This window comes from Hydrogenimonas urashimensis (assembly GCF_016593255.1).
Taxonomy (GTDB): domain Bacteria; phylum Campylobacterota; class Campylobacteria; order Campylobacterales; family Hydrogenimonadaceae; genus Hydrogenimonas; species Hydrogenimonas urashimensis.
Genome location: NZ_AP023212.1, coordinates 1,866,968 through 1,888,627, shown reverse-complemented (window position 1 = coordinate 1,888,627; position 21,660 = coordinate 1,866,968). Strand labels below are relative to the sequence as shown.

20 protein-coding genes are annotated in these 21,660 nt (G+C 54.0%); 1 reads left to right on the top strand and 19 read right to left on the bottom strand.

Translation table 11 applies throughout. From position 1 onward, the window contains the following. Positions 1 to 20: 20 nt before the first annotated feature. The 17 genes from dxs to JMG82_RS09635 form a co-directional block, all read right to left on the bottom strand. The gene (dxs, locus tag JMG82_RS09715) at positions 21 to 1,874 is read right to left on the bottom strand and encodes a 1-deoxy-D-xylulose-5-phosphate synthase (RefSeq protein WP_201352547.1); all 1,854 of its coding nucleotides are present in this window, start codon (positions 1,872 to 1,874) and stop codon (positions 21 to 23) included. Positions 1,875 to 1,880: 6 nt separating this feature from the next. Further along, positions 1,881 to 2,753 (bottom strand): flagellar assembly protein FliH, encoded by an 873-nt coding sequence (gene fliH / locus JMG82_RS09710; RefSeq protein ID WP_201352546.1) that lies wholly within the window; start codon positions 2,751 to 2,753, stop codon positions 1,881 to 1,883. A gap of 1 nt (position 2,754) precedes the next feature. Further along, positions 2,755 to 3,780 (bottom strand): flagellar motor switch protein FliG, encoded by a 1,026-nt coding sequence (gene fliG, locus JMG82_RS09705; RefSeq protein WP_430408185.1) that lies wholly within the window; start codon positions 3,778 to 3,780, stop codon positions 2,755 to 2,757. A 2-nt stretch (positions 3,781 to 3,782) separates the two neighbouring features. Further along, positions 3,783 to 5,486: a flagellar basal-body MS-ring/collar protein FliF gene (gene fliF, locus JMG82_RS09700; RefSeq protein ID WP_201352545.1), complete on the bottom strand. Its 1,704-nt coding sequence runs from the start codon at positions 5,484 to 5,486 to the stop codon at positions 3,783 to 3,785. Continuing rightward, positions 5,483 to 6,592 (bottom strand): histidinol-phosphate transaminase, encoded by a 1,110-nt coding sequence (gene hisC / locus JMG82_RS09695; protein ID WP_201352544.1) that lies wholly within the window; start codon positions 6,590 to 6,592, stop codon positions 5,483 to 5,485. The genes fliF and hisC overlap by 4 nt, the downstream gene beginning before the upstream one ends. Positions 6,593 to 6,601: 9 nt before the next feature. Then, positions 6,602 to 7,693 carry a prephenate dehydratase gene (gene pheA / locus JMG82_RS09690; protein WP_430408178.1) on the bottom strand — a complete coding sequence of 364 codons (1,092 nt, stop codon included), beginning with the start codon at positions 7,691 to 7,693 and terminating at the stop codon, positions 6,602 to 6,604. Next, a complete protein-coding gene (locus JMG82_RS09685; RefSeq protein WP_201354395.1) occupies positions 7,660 to 8,439 on the bottom strand; it encodes an HAD-IIA family hydrolase in 780 nt (259 codons plus the stop codon). Before JMG82_RS09685 ends, pheA begins: the two co-directional genes overlap by 34 nt. An 8-nt stretch (positions 8,440 to 8,447) precedes the next feature. Further along, positions 8,448 to 9,650 carry a diaminopimelate decarboxylase gene (gene lysA / locus JMG82_RS09680; protein ID WP_201352543.1) on the bottom strand — a complete coding sequence of 401 codons (1,203 nt, stop codon included), beginning with the start codon at positions 9,648 to 9,650 and terminating at the stop codon, positions 8,448 to 8,450. Between the two features lie 122 nt (positions 9,651 to 9,772). Beyond that, entirely contained in the window at positions 9,773 to 10,849 is a 1,077-nt protein-coding gene (locus JMG82_RS09675; protein ID WP_201352542.1) for an LptF/LptG family permease, read from the bottom strand. Next, positions 10,834 to 11,406, bottom strand: coding sequence for an aminoacyl-tRNA hydrolase (gene pth, locus JMG82_RS09670; RefSeq protein ID WP_201352541.1), 573 nt, complete (start codon positions 11,404 to 11,406; stop codon positions 10,834 to 10,836). The genes JMG82_RS09675 and pth overlap by 16 nt, the downstream gene beginning before the upstream one ends. A 6-nt stretch (positions 11,407 to 11,412) precedes the next feature. Next, positions 11,413 to 11,949: a 50S ribosomal protein L25/general stress protein Ctc gene (locus tag JMG82_RS09665; RefSeq protein WP_201352540.1), complete on the bottom strand. Its 537-nt coding sequence runs from the start codon at positions 11,947 to 11,949 to the stop codon at positions 11,413 to 11,415. 66 nt (positions 11,950 to 12,015) lie between these two features. Then, positions 12,016 to 13,209 (bottom strand): type IV pilus twitching motility protein PilT, encoded by a 1,194-nt coding sequence (locus JMG82_RS09660; RefSeq protein ID WP_201352539.1) that lies wholly within the window; start codon positions 13,207 to 13,209, stop codon positions 12,016 to 12,018. A 4-nt stretch (positions 13,210 to 13,213) separates the two neighbouring features. Next, the gene (locus JMG82_RS09655) at positions 13,214 to 14,209 is read right to left on the bottom strand and encodes a transaldolase (protein ID WP_201352538.1); all 996 of its coding nucleotides are present in this window, start codon (positions 14,207 to 14,209) and stop codon (positions 13,214 to 13,216) included. 79 nt (positions 14,210 to 14,288) lie between these two features. After that, positions 14,289 to 15,014: a leucyl/phenylalanyl-tRNA--protein transferase gene (gene aat, locus JMG82_RS09650; protein ID WP_236579129.1), complete on the bottom strand. Its 726-nt coding sequence runs from the start codon at positions 15,012 to 15,014 to the stop codon at positions 14,289 to 14,291. Positions 15,015 to 15,075: 61 nt separating this feature from the next. Then, positions 15,076 to 17,271, bottom strand: coding sequence for an ATP-dependent Clp protease ATP-binding subunit ClpA (clpA, locus tag JMG82_RS09645; protein ID WP_201352537.1), 2,196 nt, complete (start codon positions 17,269 to 17,271; stop codon positions 15,076 to 15,078). Between the two features lie 204 nt (positions 17,272 to 17,475). Beyond that, positions 17,476 to 17,775 carry an ATP-dependent Clp protease adaptor ClpS gene (locus JMG82_RS09640; protein ID WP_201352536.1) on the bottom strand — a complete coding sequence of 100 codons (300 nt, stop codon included), beginning with the start codon at positions 17,773 to 17,775 and terminating at the stop codon, positions 17,476 to 17,478. A gap of 82 nt (positions 17,776 to 17,857) precedes the next feature. Next, positions 17,858 to 19,105, bottom strand: a complete 1,248-nt coding sequence (locus tag JMG82_RS09635) for a trans-sulfuration enzyme family protein (protein ID WP_201352535.1) — start codon at positions 19,103 to 19,105, stop codon at positions 17,858 to 17,860. Between the two features lie 125 nt (positions 19,106 to 19,230). Here JMG82_RS09635 and bioD point away from each other — a divergent pair, with 125 nt between their 5' ends. Continuing rightward, positions 19,231 to 19,884 (top strand): dethiobiotin synthase, encoded by a 654-nt coding sequence (gene bioD, locus JMG82_RS09630; protein ID WP_201352534.1) that lies wholly within the window; start codon positions 19,231 to 19,233, stop codon positions 19,882 to 19,884. Here bioD and JMG82_RS09625 read toward each other — a convergent pair. Both JMG82_RS09625 and JMG82_RS09620 read right to left on the bottom strand, forming a co-directional pair. Next, a complete protein-coding gene (locus JMG82_RS09625; protein WP_201352533.1) occupies positions 19,865 to 21,040 on the bottom strand; it encodes a glutathionylspermidine synthase family protein in 1,176 nt (391 codons plus the stop codon). The two genes, bioD and JMG82_RS09625, sit on opposite strands and share 20 nt — an antisense overlap. Before the next feature lies 1 nt (position 21,041). Further along, positions 21,042 to 21,656: a UPF0323 family lipoprotein gene (locus JMG82_RS09620; protein ID WP_201352532.1), complete on the bottom strand. Its 615-nt coding sequence runs from the start codon at positions 21,654 to 21,656 to the stop codon at positions 21,042 to 21,044. Between the last annotated feature and the right edge of the window lie 4 nt (positions 21,657 to 21,660).

The following is a 21,660-nucleotide window of genomic DNA, read 5'->3' as shown; positions in this document are numbered from 1 at the left end:
ACTGCAAAGCGGTAAAAAAATTACCGGCTTTCTTCTTTCAAACGCTTCTCTATTTTTTCTACAATCTGCTTTGGCAGCAATCCCAACGACTCTTCGACCGATTTCGTATTGCCATGGGGGATAAAAGCATCTTCATACTCAAACGAGTGGATGTCGACCTTTCTCAACGAAGAAGGCATCAGCGCCTCGGCCACAGCGGAAGCGACACCTCCCATCTTCGCTCCGTCGCTGAAAACAAACCAGCGGCCGAACCGCTCTGTCGCTCCTTCCAACACCTCTTTGTCGATCGGCTTAACGAAACGCAGGTCCAGTACCGCCGCTTTGATTCCTCTCTCTTTCAGAAGGTCCATGACTGCAACCGCCCGTCCGACGCCGTTGCCGTAGCCGATTAGCAGTATCTCGCCCTCTTCTTCCAGATATTCCGCTTTCCCTTTTACAAAAGGAGTCGCCCTGTAGCGGCCGGTTTCTAGCAGCATCGCTCCGCGGGGATAGCGAAAGGCACAGGGAGTTGGAAAATCCGCGGCGAACTCCACGGCAAGCCGAAGTGTCGCATCGTCCCGCGGAGCGAAAAGCGTCATGTTCGGCACGGTGCGCAGGTAACTGATATCGAATGCCCCCTGATGGGTCTCCCCATCCTCCCCGACGATGCCTGCGCGGTCGATAGCGAAGGCGACAGGCAGATTCATCAGTGCGATATCGTGTATGACCTGATCGTATCCTCTCTGCAGGAATGTCGAATAGATCGCGACGAAAGGTTTGTACCCCTCTTTGGCAAGCGGCCCCATCGAAGTGACGGCATGCTGCTCTGCGATGCCAACATCCCAGAATCGCTCCGGAAATCGCTCCATCAGCTGTTTCATACCGGTTCCGCTGGGCATCGCCGCGGTAACGCCCACGATCTTTTCGCTTTTTTCAGCCAATTCGCAGAGCGTGTCGCTAAAGATCTTCGTTGCGCTCGGTCTGCCCTCTTTCTTCAGACTCTGGCCGCTCTCTTTGTCAAATGGTCCGACACCATGCCAGTGTTCGTAGTACCCCTCCGCGATTTTGTAGCCTTTGCCCTTCGTGGTCTGGGCGTGGACGATCACAGGCTTGCCAAGGTCTCTGGCCGTCTGAAGCGTCTCGATCAACTGTCCGATGTTGTGTCCATCCACAGGACCGATATACTCCAACCCCATCTCTTCAAACAGGATGCCCGGTGTGATCATCCGCATTCCCTCCTCCATCCGCTTGGCCATATAGCGGGCGGATTCCGGAAAGTGCTCCAGCATCTGTTCCGTTCGCTCCTTGAAGCGCTGATAAAAAGGGCTCGCCATCGCCTGGGAGAGGATGCGGCTGATGGAGCCGATCGGTTTGGCGATACTCATTTCATTGTCGTTGAGAATGATGATGGCGGGATATTTGCGGTCACCCAGTTCATTGAGGGCTTCGTAAACCATCCCCGCGCTCATCGCTCCGTCACCGATCATGACGACCGGAATCCGCTCGCCCTCTTCTCCCCGTAGCCGGATCGCTTTGGCCGCACCTACAGCCAGGGAGACCGAGGTGGAACTGTGCCCGGCCACATAGTAGTCGTACGGCGATTCGTCGGGTTTGGTATAGCCGCTGATACCACCAAACTGGCGAAGCGTCTCAAAAGCCTCCCAGCGTCCCGTCAAAAGCTTGTGGGCATAGGATTGGTGGCTTACATCGAAGATGAAAGGATCTTTCGATGCATCGAAGACATAATGCATGGCGACAATCAGGTCCGTCGCTCCGAGTGTACTGCTCAAATGGCCGCCCCGGCGGCTCACTACATCGAGAATACGCTCCCGGATTTTCTGTGCCAGTGCTTCCAGTTGCGGCACACTCATCTTTTTGAGATCTTCCAATTTCATACGCTGTTATCCCTGTTTGACGGTTCCGAAAACCGCTTCTTTGATCCGCTCGAAGCGGTGCATGATTTCGCCGTCGATGTTTCCGATTTCACTCAAAATCACGACGCCTCCCGGTCCCACTGCCGGATCGGGAACGATTTTGATGTTTTTCGTCGTTTCCAGATGATCTTTGACATAGTCGAAATCTTCCGGGTTGAGTTTGAGTTTGATCTTCGCGGCATCCTTCACTTCCGCGAGCAGAAGCCGCGCCAATCTGAGAGCCACATCCTGTGCGTTGCTCTCTATCTCTTTTGCGACCACCTGCCGCGCCAGGTCGAGTGCCGTTTCTATCAGCTCCTCCTCGATGGTATCCACTTTACCCAAAAAGATCCGGCGGCTCTCTTCGAGCGCTTCGATCGCCGAGGCGAACCGGGCACGCATCTCCTCAAGCTTTTGGGACATCTCGCGCGTGCAGAGTTCTCTGCCCGCTTCCACACCGTCATCGTAAGCGGTTTTTTTCGTCTCTTCGAGACGCTCTTCGATCGCCTGGCGCTCTTTTTCAAGCTCCATCTGGGTTTTGACCAGCTCGCTCGTGAGTTCATCGACCCGCTTGAGCATCTCTTCCATCATCTCGCCTTGATGCTCGGTTGATGCCTCCGGAGCCGGCATGCTCTCTTCCTCCTTCTCTTTTGAGGGCGTATTCTCCTCGACATGCTCCTGCTGGGGGATCTCCCCGGTATCTTCGGAAGAAGCAAGTTCGCTGAATGTATAGGGGCGCACCCCTCCTTCCTGCGTACCGGATGGCGGATTCTGCTGTGCTCCCTCCTGTGCCAGAACCTTGAAACGGTACTTTCGGATAATATGACCACCGGTTTTTTCGGGCGGAATGACAGTTTCCATGCTACTCGATCATCTCCTCGGCTTCGCCGATGCTCACAACGCCCTCTTCCGCCAGCTTTTGGACGACTTCGACAATTTTCCGCTGGGCGCCTTCGACCTCTTTCACTTTCACTGCACCCATGAACTGCATCTCCTCTTCGAAAGCGTCCCGTGCACGCTGCGACATATTGGAGAGGAAACGCTCTTTGAGCTCTTCGGGGGCACTCTTGAGTGCCAGCATCAGATCTTTCTTGTCGACAGCCTTGAGAATTTCCCGTACGGCATTGTTGTCGAGATTGACAATGTCTTCGAAGGTGAACATCATCTCCTTGATGGCGCTGGCGAGCTGCTCGTCGAGCTGTTCGATCTGCACAAGCGTCGATTTCGCCGCTTTCTGGCCCAGACGGTTGAAAATATCCGCGACGGCGCGGGGACCGCCCACTTCCACTTTGTAGCTGGCCAGCGATTCAAGCTTGCTCTCCAGCACGGTGGAGACGCGTTTGATGATCTGGGGGGAGATATCGCCCAGGTTGGCCATGCGCATCGCGATGACAGCCCGAAGATCGTCTTCGAAATAACTGAGTACGTTGGCCGCGTCACCGGGATCCATGTGGGCGAGGATCAGGGCTATCGTCTGAGGGTGTTCGTTGACGATGAAATCGGCAAGCTGCTGGGGTTTGATTTTCGAAAGGAAGCTGAAGCTTTGGGTACTTTGCATCGATTTTGAAAGCCTGTCGATAATCTTTTTCGCCTCTTCGGCACCCAGGGCTTTGTAAAGAATCTCTTTGGCGTAGTCGAGTCCACCGGTGCTCAGGTACTGATTGGACTGCATGATGGCGTAGAACTCTTCGAGTATCGCCATCGCCACCGGTTTGTCGATCGTTCTTGCCATCGCAATGAATTTGGAAATTTCGGTAATCGCTTCCACATTCAGATGGGAAAAGACGTTGGTCGTCACATCTTCCCCAAGCTGAATCAGCAAGATTGCGATCTTTTCCGCCATCGAAAGACCTTCCAGCTGCGCCTGCTGCTGGGGTGTCAACTGCACACTCACGATTTGTCCTTTTTGATCTTGTCCACCGCGCTCTCTTCGATCTCGTTCTCGTCCCTGATCAGGGTATTGATCAGCGCGGCGAATTCATCCGTCCGCTCTTCGGCCATCTCCTTGACCTTTTCGAGCAGCAGGTCGTACTTGAGTTCCTCTTCGCTGAGCTCTTCACCCAGTCCCAGCTGCTCCTCCACCTTTTTACGCATCTCCGTGAACTTCTCGGCCAGGGATTCGTGCTCCTCCTCATCCAGGTGCAAAACGGTCTCCTTCTCCGCTCCTTCCTCCACCGGAACTTCCAGCATGCGTTCGCTGAAAGGCACGATCACTTTTTTGTAGAAAAGGAAAAGGATGACAAAGAGCACAAGGTACTTCAGGACGGGTACAATCGGCTCGATATAGGCATAGAAGGTTGAAACGGCCGACTTGTAAGGATTGGGAGTCAGAGCCTGCGCCGTCTTTTCGAATCTAAAGTTGGAAACTGTCACCTGGTCGCCGCGTTTTGCGCTGTATCCGATCGCCTGCTTGACCAGGTCGCTGATGCGCTGAAGCTCCTCGGCGCTTCTGGGGCTGTACTCCAAGGAACCGTCCTCCGCGGGAGCGTATTTGCCATCCACAACCACCGCCGCCGTGATGCGACGGATTGCGGCAAAGGGTCCCTTGACGTTGGAAACGATTTTGGAAATCTCGTAATTGGTCGTCGTCGTCGACTTCTGGTACTTCTGCCTCGGACGATTCGATTCGACCCCCTGAACGGGTCCGATATTGCTTACCGCCCCCGGAACTCCTCCGGCCTGTTCCGGCGCCATTCCCTCTTTTTTCTCCTCGGTGCTTTGCTCGCTGCGCACGACATTTTCAGGATCGTACCGCTCCTCGACACTGCTTCGCTGGGCAAAATCGAAATCGACCGTCACCTTCGCGACGACCCTCTCCTCCCCGCCGATAAAGGGTGCGAGTATATTGACAATCTTCTTTTCATACTCTTTTTCGAAACGGTTTTTGTAGGAAACCTGCTGCTTGACAAGCTCCCCGCTCTCTTCACCGCTTTCGGAAAGGGGTTCGCCGTATTCGTTGACGATTTTGACATTGTCCGGCGCAAGATTCGCGACTGCCGCGGCAACGAGATTTTTAATGCCGGCGATCTGCTTTCTGGAGAGCCGCATGCCGTTTACCGTCTTGATTACGACCGAAGCGCTGGGAGGAGTTGTTTTGGAGACGAAAACACTCTCTTTGGGAAGTGCCAGATGAACGACGGCACTCTCAATGGGTTGAAGCGTCTGAATGGTGCGGGAGAGCTCTCCTTCAAGCGCACGGAGAAATTTGACTTTCTGATCGAAATCGGTCGAACCAAACTCCTGCTTGTCGAAAAGTTCGAATCCGACGTGACTCTCTTTCGGCAGTCCTTTGGATGCGACATTGATTCTGACCCTGTAGACCATATCCTTTGGAACTTCGATGACACCGTCCTCGGGTATTCTGTAGGCAATCCCCTCCTTTTCGAGCTCTTGGATGATCAGTCCCGCGTCTTTTGAGGAGAGGTGATCGAAAAGTACGGCATAGGTGCCGCTGCGACCTGCGGATGTGTAGATCACCAGGAAGACAATGAATCCGATGACAGCGAAAAGTGTCCCGACAATCACCATTTTCTGGGCACGGTTGAGCTTTTCGTACATACGCGTCAACTGTGCTGTCAACTCTTTGAAATTCATTTTGCCCCACTATCGAGAATCTGTTCCGCCACATCGAAAAAGCGTCGGTTCTCCTCGGCTTTGCCGATCGTGATGCGAATGGCATTGAGCCCGTAGCCACGAAGATCACGTACGATGACCCCCCGCCGCAGCAGTGCGTCGGCGAGTGCCGTCGAATCGGTGACGCCATCCAGCAGGAAAGTGATGAAATTGGTATAGCTCTCTATCACCTCGATGCCATGTTTTTCAGCGAAAGCCAGATAGCTTTCCATCTGCAAAAAGCAGTCTTTTAGGGAGTTTTTTACAAACTCCTGATCCTCCAGCGCTCTCTCCGCCGCAATCAGGGAGAGTGTCGTGACATTGAAGGGGGGACGCAGTTTGTAGAGCGAGGCGATAATGTCGCGGCGGGCGATGCCGTAGCCGATGCGCATTCCTCCCAGTCCGTAAGCTTTCGAGAAGGTCCCGAGGTAGAGCACGTTGGGAAACTTTTCGATCAGTACAGCGGGGTCTAAGGCCTTGTTCGGATCCTTGAAAGCGGCATACTCCTGATAGGCACCATCCACCACCACAAGGGTATCGGGATCGATCCGCTCGATGAAATTCTCGATATCGACCCTGTCAAGACAGTCGCCGGTGGGGTTGTTGGGCGCGCAGAGAAAGACAATCTCGGGCTCCTCTTTCCTGTAGAGCTCGTACATCGCATCAAGATCGTGGGCGATGCCGGGAGATTTGACGACGGTAGCCCCGCACTGTGCCGCATAGATCTGGTACATCGCGAATGTGATTTCGCTTTGGAGTATCTTCGCGCCGCCGTAAAGTTTGGCATGGCAAGCGAATTCGATGATCTGATCGCTGCCTGCACCGATGATCAACTCTTTTTCATCGACACTGAAACGGGCGCTCAGTTTCGATTTGAGTGCCGTCATCGTATCATCGGGATAGCGATACATCAGGTGAGCGTTCTTTCTGACCGCTTCGGTAGCCTTTTCACTGCAGCCGTGGGGATTTTCGTTGGAAGCGAGCTTGACGATCTCGTCAGAACCGATGCCGAACTCCCTGACTACCAGTTCGATCGGCTTGCCCGGCTCGTAGGTTTTCAGATGTTCGATGACAGGATTGAATTTCATACGCGCTTCCTACCCGTTTTGGACATAACTGCCCAGATATTTGATTTCGTCCCGATGTTTTTCAAAAAGCTTCTGGATATGCGGCTCCTCCCGATGGCCTTCGAAATCGATATAGAACCAATAGTCAAATCCCGTATTTTCCGCGGCGGGGCGGCTCTCGATCTTTTTGAGGTTGACATGGGCCTCGTGGAAACTCCGCAAAAACTCGTAAAGGCTGCCGGGACGGTCCGAGAGTTTCGCCAGAATCGATGTCTTGTCGGCACCGCTGGGTGCATTCTCGAAATCGCTCAAAATGATGAAACGGGTCTGGTTCCTATGGTTGTCTTCGATATTTTCGAACATGACAGGAACCTGATAGAGCTTTGCGGCGATATGGGAGCAGATCGCCGCACTCTCATGATCTTCCGCCGCAAGACGGGCCGCCTTGGCCGTCGATTCGACGGGAATGTATTCGATGGTATCAAGCTCGTGTTCGAGCAGAAAGTTGCGGCACTGGTTGAAAGCGATATCCTTGGAATAGATCCGCTTGATGCGTTGCAGATGCTCGGCTTTCGTTACAAAGGAGTGGTGGATCGGCATATAGAGCTCCGCGACGATTTTCAGATCGGTCTTCGCCAGCTCGTCGAGTGTCTCTCCGACAAAACCGTTGGTGTTGTTTTCGATCGGAACCACGGCAAAACGGGCCCGATCGGCATGGACCGCCTTGAACACCGCCGGAATTGAGTGGAGCGGGATATATTCGCTCATGGCACCGAAACGGTTTTCGGCCGCCTGATGGGTGAAGCTTCCTTCGGGTCCCAGATAGGCGACACGCTGGGGCTGTTCGAAATTCCTGGCGACTGCAAAAATTTCGAGGAAAATCGCTTCGATCGCCGCTTCGGTCAGAGGCCCCCCGTTTTTCCGCAACAGGCGTTCGATGATCGCCTTTTCACGCTCGGGACGATAGATCGCCCCGCCCGTTTTGTGTTTGAGCTCTCCGACCTTCTGGACGACACGAATCCGTTCGTTCAGCAGTTCCAGCAGTCTGTCGTCGATCGCATCGATTTCCTTGCGCAACTCTTCGAGTCTCATGCCGCCCCCTTCTTCTCGTTCGCGAACCATGTGGAAACCGTCTCGGCCACGCTGTCCGCTCCCTTTTCGAGGATCGCTTCGACCTCGCGTACCGAAGCGATCTTTCCGCTGAGAACAAGTACCGTTTTCATCCCCATCGTTTTCGCCTCCATCAGATCTCCGACAAGATCATCGCTGATCATCACCGTCTGCGAGAAAGTGACGGATGCATCCTGCGCCTGGAGCCGTTTCAGAGCCTCGGTATAGAAAGCCCGGCTCGGCTTTCCGACCACTTCGTACCCTTTTCCGGTGGCGAACGAAACCATTTTCAAAATCGCACCGACCCCGGGATAGCGATGCCCGTGTTTGGCGTAGATCGAAGTTTCGTGCATACCCACCAGCCTGGCTCCCTCCAGTACCAGTTCGATCATCTGTGCATACTCTTCGTTCGTAAAATCCTCTTTGATCGCGACGAGCACGGCTTCGGGACTTTCGTAGTCCAGTGCGTAGCCCCGTTTTTGCAGAACCTCCAGGAACCGTGAAGAACCGTATGCCGCCACGGCTGTGGGAGGAACCACCTTGTCAAGAACCATGAGCGGATCAAGGTATTGGCCCTCCGAAAAGAGAAAACCCTGTTCCCGAAGGTAGTTTTGAAACCGTTCGCTCTCCTGTTTCGTGTTGTTCGTAACAAGTACGTAGGGTACGTTCTCTTCCTGCAGCCTGCGAATCACGTCCACGGCACCTTCGATCGGCTTTTTTTCCCGGTCGTCGATAAGCGTACCCTGCACATCGATCATATACCCTTTCACAGACACATCGTCTCCAGTCGCACCAGATCTTCGAAGGTTTCCCGCTGCCGGATACAGCGCGCCTTGCCGTCCACGATCGCGACTTCAGCAGGACGGGGCCTCGTATTGTAGTTGCTCGCCATGACGAACCCGTAGGCACCGGCGCTGTGAACGACGATTAGGTCGTCATGATCGGTGGGAGGCAGCGGCCGGTTTTTCGCAAAAAAGTCGCCGCTTTCACAGACCGGGCCCACGACGTCCGCTTCCGTTTCGTTCCCCTCTTTCCCCACCACTTCCACTCTGTGATAGGCATTGTAGAGACTGGGACGAAGCAGATCGTTCATGGCGCCGTCGACGATGATGAAACGCTTTCCATCGTTCATCTTCTCGTAAAGAACCCGCGTCAGGAAAAAACCGGCATTGCCGACGATAAACCGGCCCGGTTCGCAGACCACCGTTATATCGAGGCCGTGCAGGGTACCAAGAATCGCCTGGGCGTAATCGTAAGGCTCGATTGTCGTCTCGTCGTCGTACACGATGCCCAACCCTCCGCCGACGTCGAAAAATTTCAGTTCGATCTTGATCGCCAGAAGGCTTCGCACGAGATCGGCGACGATCGCGGAGGCCTCCTTGATCGGTTCGAGTTTAGTCAACTGCGACCCGATATGGAAATGGATACCCACGGGATCGAGATGGTCGGAGTTGTTGGCGTGGATATAGATCCGTTTCGCCGTCTCGATATCGACACCGAATTTGTTCTCGTGCAGGCCCGTCGAAATGTAGGGGTGGGTCTTCGGATCGATATTCGGGTTGACACGGACACTTATACGGGCCTTGACACCCATCTTTTCGGCAATGCACTCCACCCGTTCCATCTCCGCTTCGCTTTCGAGATTCAGCAGCAGAATATCCTCCCTCAGCGCCTCTTCGATCTCGTCGTCACGCTTGCCGACGCCGCTGAAGATGATCTTGTATTTCGGAACGCCGGCACTGAGCGCCCGTTTCACCTCCCCGATGGAGACACAGTCGGCACCGGCACCCAGCTTGGCCAGATGGGAGATGACAGAGAGATTGGAGTTGGCTTTAACTGCGTAACTGATCATCGATTTGCGGCCGGAAAAAGCCTTTTTCAGCTTTTCGTACTGTCCGGAGATATGGTTGAAATCGTAAATGTAAAGAGGAGTGTCGTACTTCTGTGCCAAAGCTCTGAAATCGATCAAAAAAAGACCTTTTGATGAAATTTTTTCTATTTTATCAAAAAAAGGTTGAAGAGGGGGCAACGCGGTAAACAAAAATCGAAAAATATCGGAATTCGGTGCGAAATCCTCCGGAAAGAAGAGGGTTAGCGGTTTGTGCGAACCAGATAGGAATAAAGGGCGCCGATGCCAAGCAGGAAAACGATCAGCACCATCCCCATCTCCGGAAGAATGACACCTGTTTGGCTGATACGGTAGAGCAGATAGAGAATCCCCCAGACAAAGAGGGTCGTTCCCGTCAAAACGAAAGAGGTGAGCAGCAGGTTTACACTCCTCGCGTAGGGGGGTATGGAGAGAAAAAAGATGATGACCAGGAAAAGAGCGAAGAAGGGTGTGACTGCCATGTGATAAAAAAGTGTTCTGACTCTTTGGGTATCAAGACCCTGGGATGCAAGGAGTCTGAACGCTTCGTAGGCATCCTGTATCGTGTAGTATTTTTTGCCCTGAAAAACCGATGTCAGAATTTTCGGTTTGAATCCAAACAGCGTCTCGTAGCTCTCTTTGTGTTCGACACTGAACCCTTTGCCTCCCAGCTTCTTAGGTGTCGGTTTGAAAACGATCTTCGCATCTTTGACGATCCACCGGTCCCCTTTGAAAATCGCCTTCTGGCCGTAGATCATCTGGACCAGCTCTTTTTCCGTCATCCTGTAGATGCGGATATCCTGTGCCTCCTTCTTCGCGGGCACAAGCTGGCCGATATAGATGAAACTCTCGTTGTATTTCAAAAAGAGATTGCGCTTGATGTTCTCGACTCTTTTGCCGTGCAAAAGTGCGCGGGCCGAAAGATCTGCATCGACAAAAGAAGAAAAATGCATACCCACATACAAAAGTGTCAGAAAAAACGAAACCGCGATAAAGGGGGTGAGCACCTGCTTTTTCGAATAGCCGAGGGCATAGAAACTGAGCAGGGCGTTGGAGCGGATCAGCACCACCTTCGCAGCGATCATCGCAAAGACGAGTGCCAGGGGAAAAAGGAGATCGAGGGCGTAGGAACCTTTGTAAAAAAGGTACAAAACTTTGATGTTGAACCCGTTGAGTTTTGATCCGAGATGCTGAAGATAGTCAAGGCCCGCAAAAAGAAAAGAGAGCGCAAAGGCGATGATGAAGAAATATTTCAGATAGATCCATGCCACATAACGGAACATTCTCATGGCGTTTCCCATGCCGGTTTTCGTATACTGTAGAGGGATGCGACCCTGTCGACCGGATGTCGCGTCAGCTCCAGTGTAGCTTTGGCCGCATGCTCGATCCAGAGGGGAAGCACCCGCATCTGCTCCGGGGTAAAATCGCTCAGTACATAGTCGATCACCTGCGATTTGTACACAGGTTTACCGATGCCCATGCGGACACGGATATAATCCTGTCCCACCATGGCGTCGATCGATTTGAGACCGTTGTGGCCGCCGTTTCCTCCGCCCTGCTTGAAACGCACGGCACCGAACGGTAGGTCGAGGTCGTCGTGAATGACGACGATCTGTTCCAGATCGATTTTGAAAAACTGCTTGACCGCCTGGACCGCGACACCGGAGCGGTTCATGAAAGTTTCGGGTTTGAGAAAAAGCGTTTGGCCGCTTTTGAACAGTTTGCCGTGAAAAGATGAAGAGGAGAGAGGGTGGGCTCCTGTCATTCCGACCAGCCGGTCGAGTGTCAGGAACCCGATATTGTGGCGTGTGTGCTCGTACTTCGCTCCCGGATTGCCCAGGCCGACGATCAGCCACATGAAGCGTTACTTCGCTTTGATGACCCCGACGACCGGTACGCGACCGGCAACCATGATTTTGTATTGGTCGGATTCGGGAATGTCGCGAATCAGAATCGCATCTCCCACATCAAGATCGGATACATCAAGCGTGAAGCTTTCGGGAATGTTTTCAATCGCTCCCTTTACTTTGATACGACGCTTGGAGATGGCGAGAACACCCTTGTTTTTCAATCCTTTGGGTGTTCCGACGGTTTTGACCGGCACCATGTAGTGCGTTACGACACCCGGCTGCGCGACCATCAGGTCAACGTGAAGAATCTGGTCCGTAACAGGGTGGAGCTGATACTCCTGGATTACCACATTCATCTCTTTGTCACCCAGTTTGACCGGGAACGCAAGTGTCTCCTTGTGGCGTACCGTCCGGATAAATTCACCCATCTTGAATGCGGCATGAACGTTCTCAAGCCCTTTTCCGTAGATGTTGGCGATTAGATAACCATCTCGGCGCAGTTTTTTTGCATCGCTCTTGCCGATACTCTCTCTAACGATTCCTTCCAACATTGTGTTGTCCTTGCAGAAAAATTAGTGCGCTGGCACTTTAAGAGGCGAATTATATCTCAGGGCTCTTTAATCTTCTTTTAAACCGAAGATGTCGGCATCGTCCTCAGGAATGTAGACGCCGCTTCGGCCTTGGGTCATATCCACTTCGCTGTCCATGCCTTCGATGCGCAACTTCAGGTCGTTGGGGCTCGTGGCGTTGCGCAGCGCTTCATCCAGCGAGATTTTCCCGCTTCTGTACAGTTGCAGAAGTGCCGTGTCGAAACTCTGTGTACCGTGAATCTGCGTTCCCTCGTCCAGCGCATCCTTGATCTCCATGTCGCGCTTTTCCAGAATAAGCTTCTGGATATAGGAGGTATTGAAGAGAATCTCGACCGCCGCTGTCCGGCTGCCGTCGACGGTTTTGACAAGCCGCTGGGAGAGAATGCCCTGCAGCACCGAAGCGAGTGTGTGACGGACACGGTTTTGATCTTCCGGAGGGAAAACGCTGATGGTCCGGTTGATCGTCTCCTTGGCGTCGAGTGTGTGGAGTGTCGAGAGGACAAGGTGCCCGGTTTCGGCCGCATGAAGTGCGGTGTCGATCGTTTCGACGTCGCGCATCTCACCCACGAGGATGATGTCTGGGTCTTCGCGCAAAGCGGCGCGAAGCGCTCTGGAAAAGCTAAGAGAGTCCTGCCCGATGCTTCGCTGATTGATCAGACATTTGCGGTCCTGATGCACGAACTCGATCGGGTCTTCGATCGTGATGATATGCTTTTTCTTTTTTTTGTTGATCTCGTCGATCAGCGCCGCCAGGGTCGTCGATTTGCCCGATCCCGTGACTCCCGTGACCAGTATCAGCCCTCTGTCCAGATCGGTCAGTTTGTGAAGCGCCGGGGGAAGTTCCAGTTCGTCGATCGTCGCGATTTTGGCGGGAATGACCCGGAAAACCGCCGAAACACCGTCCATCTGAAAGAACATGTTGCCCCTGAAATGGGTATTCTCGTCATACATGTAGAGAAAGTCGATCTCTTTGTTTTCAACGAACTCCCTGAAACGGCTGCGGAGAATCTCCTTCGCCATCACGATCGAGTCTTCGTGGCTTATCTTCTCTTTGGTGACGGTGACGATATCGCCGTTGATCCGGGCACGCACCTGTGCGTTGGCTTTGATATGGAGGTCGCTTCCCCCGTGCTCGATCAGCCCCTTCATGTACTGTCTGATCTTTTTGGTTACTTCGAATGTCAGATCGTTGACATTCACTTCGCAGTCGAGTTCACTCATTCGATTACTCCAGATGGGCTAAGAGTGTGGCGAAAGCCTCCTTGAATGCCTTGAGACCCTCCTGCAGAAGCGAATCGTAGACCTCGCTCATATCGATACCGCTGTTTTCGACCCTTGCAAAAAACGCTTCGATCGCGGCATCGTCGATCGGAAGCTTCGTGCGGTGATCCGGATTTTCCACAAACGCTTCGATTGTCGCAAGAGGTGCCGTGTTGACACTGTGGGGCGCCATCAACTCTTTGATGTAATAATCGGCAGAATAGGCATCTCCTTTCACCCCTGTACTGGCAAAAAGGGTGCGGATCGAAGGATTCTGTTTCGATTCTACAAGATTGTAGATTTTCGCTGCGTTCATGATGCCCACCCGTCCCGGTTCGATGCCACGTTCGAGCAGACTCGCATCCAGAAGCCGGTCGAAGCGGCTGACGAATACGCTGAGAACACCACGGACACTCTTCGTCCCGGATGCCTGGTAGATTTTCAGCCCCTCCTGCATCGCTTCAAGGCACTTCAGCGCCTGCATCGGAGAGAAAATGAGTGTCGCGTTGACATGCTGTCCTTCGCTCATCAGCTGCTTCATCGCCTCGTAGCCGGCCTCTGTCGCCGGCACTTTGATCATGACGTTTTCCATCCCGATTTCCCGGTAGAGTCTGCGTCCCTCTTCGATCGTGGCCTCGGTATCGTCACACAAAAAAGGATCGACTTCGATACTGACGAAACCGTCGTTCCCGGCATCGTAGAGCGGCTTCAGTTTTTTTGCTGCGGTACGGATGTCCTCTTTCGCCAGCGCTTCGTATTTCGCTTTGGCCGAATGGTTCTGGAGTGTGTCGAGCTGGGCGGTATAGGCCGGTGACGTTTCGATGGAAGCGGCGAAAATGGAAGGGTTGCTCGTCGCCCCGTTGATGATGCCCTCCTCGATCATGCGTCCAAACTCTTTTTGCAGGTGATCCCGTTCGATGAAATCGAGCCAGAGCGAAAAACCTATCTGCTGATCTACCATGATATGATCTCCTTCTCAAATGTTGTAATTAAAGAAAAAAAGCAAGGACCCGGGAATCAAAAACGCAAACCGATTCGATCTACCAATCGATCCTATCCAGAAGGGCTTCGTGCTCCTGCCAGTTTCCCGGCATACCGAGATGCTGCTGCGTCTCTTCCAGTTCGTCCAGAAATCGGTCGCGGCTGACACAGACCGCTCCAAGACGCTTGAGATGATCCGATGGGATCTGGCAGTCGATAAAAGCGAATTTCCACTCTTTGGCCAGCACCACCAGGTGCGCCAGCGCGATTTTGGATCCGTCCGGTTTGAGCGAAAACATCGATTCCCCGAAAAAGGCGTGCCCGGTACTCAGGCCATAGAGCCCGCCCGCCAGCTCGCCTTTTTCGTCGTACACTTCGACCGAATGGGCAAATCCGCGGCGATGGAGCGTTTGGTAGCTTTCGACGATTTCGGGAAGAATCCATGTGCCTATCTGCCCATGCCGCGGCACATCGGCACAATGACGCATCACTTTTTCGAAATTTCTGTCCAATTTTACCGTAAATCGTCTCTGCCTCAGTTTTTTTCTTAAAGATCGGTGAAGCCTGAATTCATCGGGGTAGAGCAGAAGTCTGGGGTCAGGCGACCACCACAGAATGGGATCGCCTTCGTTATACCAGGGAAAGATGCCGTGCCGGTAGGCTGTGAGAATGCGATCGGGGTTGAGATCCCCTCCGTAGGCGAGCAGCCCCTCCTTCATGGCATATCGGGGATCGGGAAAGATATGGTCGAATCCAAGGCGGGGAATATAGGGCTGCCGCATCATCTCACCTCCCCCGATCGAGGGTGGCCCAAGAGGCGGGAAGCGAACACCCCCGTCCCCTCACTTACGCGGTCTCCTCGGGCACTTTGAATACGAGCGCCTCTTTTTCCATGTCGAATTCGACCTCGCCGCCGTGCCTGAGAGAACCGAAAAGAATCTCTTCGGTCAACGGCGCTTTGATCTTTTCGGCAATGACGCGACCAAGCGGCCTGGCGCCCATCGTCTCGTCGTATCCCTCTTCCGCCAGATAGGTTTTCGCAGCCTCGGAAAGTTTGATGACGATCTTTTTGTCGGCCATCTGGAGATTGAGTTCGTCGATGAATTTGTCGACGATTTTCTTGACGTGCTCGAGCTTCAGATGATCGAATCGCACCACCGCATCCAGACGGTTTCTGAACTCCGGACTGAAGGCCGATTTGATCGCGCTGTCGTGCTTCGCCTCACTGCGGGCGCCGAATCCCATGACATTGGATTCCGTCGCTCCGACGTTGGATGTCATGATAATGATGACATTTTTGAAATCGGCGCGGTTGCCCGTATTGTCGGTGAGCATCGCATTGTCCATCACCTGCAGCAGCACCTGGATCAGGTCGGGATGGGCTTTTTCGATCTCATCGAGCAGGAGCACCGTATGGGGGTGCTTTCGGATCGCCTCGGTCAGCTGACCGCCCTGCTCGTAGCCCACATAGCCCGGAGGGGCGCCGATGAGGCGGCTGACGGCGTGCTTCTCCATGTATTCGCTCATGTCGAACCGTTCGAAATGGACGCCCAGTGCCTCGGCGAGTTCGATGGCCAGGGCCGTCTTTCCCACGCCGGTAGGACCGGCAAAAAGGAAGGATCCCACCGGTTTGTTCGGCGCGCCCAGGCCGGCCCGCGAGCGTTTGATCGCCGCGGCCACCTCTTCGACGGCACGATCCTGTCCGATCACGCGTGCTTTGAGAATCTTTTCGAGATTCTGCAGTGTCGCCAGATCGTCGCTCGTGACACGCGCCGGTGGCAGGTTCAGCATGCGGCTGACCGCATCTTCGATATCCCGTTCGCTGACACGTCGTCGCCGACGGGCTTTGAGACGGAACGAAGCGCCCACCTCGTCGATGATATCGATCGCCTTGTCGGGCAGAAAACGCTCGTGCATATACTTGACCGAAAGATCGATCGCCGTTTTGAGCGCCTTTTCGCTGAAATGGACATCGTGATGCTTTTCGTATTTGTACTTCAGTCCCTTGAGAATCTTCAGCGTATCATCGAAACTCGGTTCCGTTACATCGACTTTGGCGAAACGGCGGCTGAGCGCCCGGTCTTTTTCGAAAAAGTTGCGATACTCCTCGAATGTCGTGGCACCGATGCATTTGAGATTGCCGTTGGCCAGGGCCGGTTTGAGAAGGTTTGAGGCATCCATGCTGCCCCCGTTGGTGGCCCCGGCACCTACAAGATTGTGAATCTCGTCGATGAAAAGTACCGCATTTTTACGCTCTTCGAGTTCATGCAGAACCCCTTTGAGGCGCTTTTCAAAATCTCCCCTGTATTTCGTACCCGCGATGAGAGACCCGATATCCAGAGCGAAAATCTCTGTATTTTCGAGCATTTCGGGCACGTCACCCTCGGCGATGGCCAGGGCCAGTCCCTCGGCGATGGCCGTCTTGCCCACACCCGGCTCACCCACCAAAACAGGGTTGTTCTTTTTGCGACGGCAGAGAATCTGCATGACCCGCTCGATTTCGGTGTCGCGGCCGATGACGGGATCGATTTTGCCCTCTCTCGCCCGTTCCACGAGATTGACCGTGAACTGGTCGAGATATTCGCTCTCCGTCTCTTTCGGCTTCTTCTCGCTTTGCGTTTCGTTCTCTGTAATGATCTCGAGAATCGTCAGGCGGTTGATCCCCTGGGAGTTCATCAACGCGACGGCGAAAGAGTGCTCTTCGTTGAAGATCGAAGCGAGCAGATCGCCGACATTCGCCTCTTTCTTGTCGGAACTCTGGGCATGGCGGATCATCTTCTCGATCACCCTGGAAAGCGCCACGGTTTCGAATGGCTCACGAACCACCCCTTCGGGCAGAGGCCGCAGCGAAGTCATCAGGTGCTGATTGATCCGACTCTTCATCTGTTCGATGTCGGCTCCCGCCTTCTGCAGAATCTCCGCTCCCTGGGGAGAGAGAAGCACCGCGAGAAAAATATGTTCGACCGTCAGGTATTCGTGACGATGCGTTTTGGCGTATTTGACCGCCTCTTTGAAAATGTCGTTGAGATCTTTGCTGATCATATCTGTCTATCCTCCGGAAAATACGCGGACCGTCCGTATCGGGCCGCGCTTGGCTTTCTGATCGGCAGAGGGCTTTTGGCACACTGCCGTCCCAAGATGCGCGACGGAAGCGTTTCGGCTCCCGCCTTTTTGGCACACCCCTTTTCGTCCGTTTCAGTATCGCCTACCATAACGGACACTGCTGCTTTCCAGCGGCTGGAGAAATCACTCTTTCTCCATCGTCACCCGCAACGGGAATTCATTGGCTCGGGCGCGTTTGATCGTCTGGTGGACCTTCGTCTCCGCGATTTCATAGGTATAGGTCCCGCAGATTCCCTTGCCCTGCTCGTGGATCGCGAGCATGATCTCGACGGCCTCTTCGTAACTCTTGTGAAAGATATCGGCCAAAACTTCCACGACAAAATCCATTGTCGTATAATCATCGTTCCACATGATCACTTTGTAAAGTTCCGGCTCTTCGAGGTCGACCTGGCTTTCGCTCTCAACCCACTCTTTTTGCGCCAATCTCTTCTCCTTTCGGATGAGTTGTTTTAGTTTTATTTAAGTATACCATAATTTAGAAATTTTTCAAGTTCGCGACAAAATTTCAAAGGTGCATGATGGTTTTCCATGCCCCGATCAGATCTTCCGCCAGTGCCATCGGACTCTCCAACCCGACCGATATCCGCACCATGCCGTCCGTCACGCCGAGCAGCTTTCTGTCGAGCGCCTCGAAATCCCTGTAGATGGTGCTGGCCATATGAAGCCCAAGTGTCCGGTTGTCCCCGACCTGCGCGCTCTGTGTCAGCAGCTTTGAGGCGTTCAAAAACGCAAATGCCCTCTCCTTCGATCGGCACTCGATCGTAAAAAGAGGCCCGCACCCGTCTTCGAACAGCGCTTCGTACCGCAGGTGATGTTCGTGGGCGTGGAGGCTCGGGTGTCTCACATCGACACCGCTGTCGTGCAAAATATCTACCACCTTTTTGACACTCTCGTTGACCCGTCTTGTCCGCATCGGAAGCGTTTCGATGCCCAGCAGTGTCAGAAAGGAGGCGAAAGCGTTCGCGCTCATGCCGAAATCGCGCATCGATCTTTTTTTCAAAATGGCGCCCAGCGCCCCTTTTCCTTTTTGCAGCAGCGGATGGACCGCCGAAAACTTTCTCTCAAGCAGCTTGTCCTTCTCCTCTTTCAACCCCCTGTACACCACCGCTCCGCCAAGGGCCGCCGAGTGACCGCTGATGATCTTGGTCGTCGAATAGACCACCAGATCGGCGCCCATCCGAAAAGGCGCCACAATGAGCGGCGTGAGCGTGTTGTCCACGATGAAAAGAGCACCGTATTCGTCACAGAGCAGTCCGATCCGCCGGATGTCGGGAAGTTTCAAAGAGGGATTGCCGACACTCTCCAGAAGAACAACCTTGATCCCTTCGCGAAGGAAGTTTTCGATACCGGAGAGATCATCCACATCGCAAAAGTGCGGCTGAATGCCAAAACGGGGCAGCGTCTCGTTCATCAGCGCGTAGGTCCCCCCGAAAAAACCGCCGATGCAGAGCACCCTGTCGCCACGGTCGCAAAAGGCGGTCATCGCCATCGAGATCGCCCCCATGCCCGAAGAGGTCACGACGGCTCCGAAACCGCCCTCCATCTTGGCCAGCACCTTTTCGAGCTTCATACCGGTCGGATTGCCCATTCGGGCATAGAGGGGCTTGGACGTCTCACCCGCGAATATCGCCTCCGCCTCCTGGGCGGAGGCATAGGCGAAGGCGGCCGATGGCACTATCTCGGGCGCGACCGGCCCCTCTTTTTCGCCAACAATCTGCGGCAGCAGTGTGCTAAAATATTCATAATGTTTCATCCGATCGATACCTCCGGTTCCGTATACGATGATCCAGGAACTAAATGCCGGCTGATTCCTTTTAGAAAGCAGCGGACAAACCGCACATCCGACTATTTGAAAAGATTATAGCGAAAGAATATTGAATGGGCATAAGAATATTTGTCACCGCCACCAATACGGCCGTGGGCAAAACCTACACCACATGCCGTCTCATGGAAAAAGCCTACCAAAAGGGATGGGTGCCGGCGGCCATCAAACCGATCGAAACGGGTGTCGGGAGAGAGGGTCCTGCCGACGGCAGACTTTTGCTGCAAACCATGAAAAAGCTCAACCCCTCCACCCGTGCCATGGTTCTTGAAGAGATCGTTCCCTACAGGTTCAGTATGCCCGCGTCCCCCTTCGTCGCCAAAAAAGAAAAATCGGTTTCGATGGATCGCATCCAAGAGCGGATCGAAAGGCTCGCATCCTCATGCGACATTCTCTTCATCGAGGGCGCGGGAGGCCTGATGGTTCCCATCGACGAGCGGACCTTCATGATCGACCTGCCGAAACGTTTCGGTGCGAGGACGCTTCTTCTTGGCCCCAGTCGGCTGGGTTCGATCAACGACACCCTGTTGAGCATGGAGGCGCTTCGCAGCAGAGAAATCGCCTTCGATCTTGCGATCAACCTCTATGAGGAGGCGGAAAGTTTCGAGACGATCACCCGTCCCTTCTATCGGGCGCAAAAGATCGCCCATTATCTCTTTCCAAAAGAGATCGACCGTTATCTCGACGATCTCATCGGACAAGATGGCTGACGAATTTGCTCATGTTCCCCAGAATCTCGCCGCCTCTGCGATACCCCAGCCCGCACCCTTCATAGGCGAAGAAAACGCCGGCTTGGTAGCGTCGCCCCGCTTCGTCTTCCAAAAGCGGCTCGTAGGCCTGGTAGATGGCGGGCTGGTCCGTGTAGATCGCCTCGCCACGCTCCAGTTCGTTTCCTTCGGCATCCAGTATCCGCACACCGCCCCCCTCTCTGCCGAAAAAGGGTTTTTGAACCTGTTTCTTTTTGAGCGGTTCGAAAGAGGTCTCCAGCAGCAGGGGATGGCCAGCAAAGAGATCCCACAGAATCTTCAGCATCCCCTTGGATTGAAACATTAATGTGTAGGCGGGATTGAGGATGATCGCTTTTTGGTTTTTCATGATGTTGGTCAAAATCCTCGCCAGGTCGCCCTCTTCGATGGCGATGGTCTCCCAGGGAATCAGTTTGAACCAATACTCGAACCGCTCGCCGCCAAAAAAGATTCCCTCCTCGTCTGAGAATTCCACTTCGTCCGCGAAGGCGAAATCGGTATGAAACCCCGCGTCATCGGCGATTTTTTGCAAAAGGCGGGTCGTGTTTTCATCCTCTATGGAGCCACGAATGGCGCTGAAGAGTATCTTCCACCCTTCGTAATGGCGCCCGAACTCTTCCACATTCCCATCCAGCACGATGAGCCGCCGGAAATTGTCGCGGATCGCTTCGTAGACGTGATTGAACTGGGCCGCTTCGTCCATGCCGTTTATTTTCAGCAGCGCCCACTGGATGATGGCCGTCTCGAAAAGAGACGTCGGCGTGTCGGCGTTGAACTCCAGCAGTTTGATGGGCCGACCCTCGATGCCCCCGGCGAAGTCGAAGCGCCCGTAGATGTGCCAGTGTACGTCGTTCTCCCAGCTCTTTTTAACGGCGTCGACCAGATTGAAAGGAATGCCGATGTCGTGGAAAAGATCGTTTTCGATGACATACTCCCCCGCCTCGACATACATATCGTAAAGCGTATTGGCCGCTTCGTAGTAGGCCTCCGCCTCCGCTTCGCTCACCACCACGATCTCGTCGGCCACATAGGAGGTGCCGTCGGCGTCGGTATGCCAGCGGAAACCCAGCCGTTCCAGGAGCTCCGACGTCAGGGGTTCAACTTTTTCCAGTCGCACCATCTCAGCCACCGAATCCGCCGAAGGTGGAACGCGAGCCGCTTCGGCCGCCGTCGAAAAATCCGGACCTGGTAGAGCGGCGCGTGGAAGTGGTCGTGCTTCTTTTAGCTTTCTTGAAACTGTTGACACTGCGCTGATAGGCCGAAGGCGATTTGTAGCTGCGCTGGCGGGTTTGTTGATAGTTGGGGTTGTTGAAAAGTTTGCTGCCGATCCAGCTGCCGATGATCGCCCCGGCCGCCGACGCCAGAATCGCCTCCCCCAGGCTCAGGCCGCCATTGGAGAGCTGGGGATTGGTCAGCGCCGACTCCCCCGCGTCGATCTTCGCCGCTTCTTGCTTGATTAGGGCATCCAGCTCCTCTTTGCTTAGAATCTTCTCCGTGCCGTCCAATTCGCGTAAAATCACCCGCGTCGTATCCGCCGGGTACTCCTCGGCAATCTTGTACTGCCCCGGCGCCACTTCGTCGATGACGACAAACGCCCCCTGCTTCTGACTGGCGCGGGTAAAGGCATCCGCTTCCCCCGGGGGTTTGCTTTCGCACCCTGAGATCGCCACCATGGCCAACGCTCCAAAAGAACCGACCATCGCGTAAGTCGATATTTTTTTGATGTAATGTTTCATTCCG

Excerpts from the sequence above, each read along its gene's own strand:
- dxs (WP_201352547.1), bottom strand. The coding sequence starts at position 1,874 with ATGAAATTGGAAGATCTCAAAAAGATGAGTGTGCCGCAACTGGAAGCA.
- fliH (WP_201352546.1), bottom strand. The coding sequence starts at position 2,753 with ATGGAAACTGTCATTCCGCCCGAAAAAACCGGTGGTCATATTATCCGA.
- fliF (WP_201352545.1), bottom strand. The coding sequence starts at position 5,486 with ATGAATTTCAAAGAGTTGACAGCACAGTTGACGCGTATGTACGAAAAG.
- hisC (WP_201352544.1), bottom strand. The coding sequence starts at position 6,592 with ATGAAATTCAATCCTGTCATCGAACATCTGAAAACCTACGAGCCGGGC.
- pheA (WP_430408178.1), bottom strand. The coding sequence starts at position 7,693 with ATGGTTCGCGAACGAGAAGAAGGGGGCGGCATGAGACTCGAAGAGTTG.
- JMG82_RS09685 (WP_201354395.1), bottom strand. The coding sequence starts at position 8,439 with ATGATCGATGTGCAGGGTACGCTTATCGACGACCGGGAAAAAAAGCCG.
- JMG82_RS09675 (WP_201352542.1), bottom strand. The coding sequence starts at position 10,849 with ATGGGAAACGCCATGAGAATGTTCCGTTATGTGGCATGGATCTATCTG.
- pth (WP_201352541.1), bottom strand. The coding sequence starts at position 11,406 with ATGTGGCTGATCGTCGGCCTGGGCAATCCGGGAGCGAAGTACGAGCAC.
- JMG82_RS09665 (WP_201352540.1), bottom strand. The coding sequence starts at position 11,949 with ATGTTGGAAGGAATCGTTAGAGAGAGTATCGGCAAGAGCGATGCAAAA.
- JMG82_RS09660 (WP_201352539.1), bottom strand. The coding sequence starts at position 13,209 with ATGAGTGAACTCGACTGCGAAGTGAATGTCAACGATCTGACATTCGAA.
- JMG82_RS09655 (WP_201352538.1), bottom strand. The coding sequence starts at position 14,209 with ATGGTAGATCAGCAGATAGGTTTTTCGCTCTGGCTCGATTTCATCGAA.
- aat (WP_236579129.1), bottom strand. The coding sequence starts at position 15,014 with ATGATGCGGCAGCCCTATATTCCCCGCCTTGGATTCGACCATATCTTT.
- clpA (WP_201352537.1), bottom strand. The coding sequence starts at position 17,271 with ATGATCAGCAAAGATCTCAACGACATTTTCAAAGAGGCGGTCAAATAC.
- JMG82_RS09635 (WP_201352535.1), bottom strand. The coding sequence starts at position 19,105 with ATGAAACATTATGAATATTTTAGCACACTGCTGCCGCAGATTGTTGGC.
- bioD (WP_201352534.1), top strand. The coding sequence starts at position 19,231 with ATGGGCATAAGAATATTTGTCACCGCCACCAATACGGCCGTGGGCAAA.
- JMG82_RS09625 (WP_201352533.1), bottom strand. The coding sequence starts at position 21,040 with ATGGTGCGACTGGAAAAAGTTGAACCCCTGACGTCGGAGCTCCTGGAA.
- JMG82_RS09620 (WP_201352532.1), bottom strand. The coding sequence starts at position 21,656 with ATGAAACATTACATCAAAAAAATATCGACTTACGCGATGGTCGGTTCT.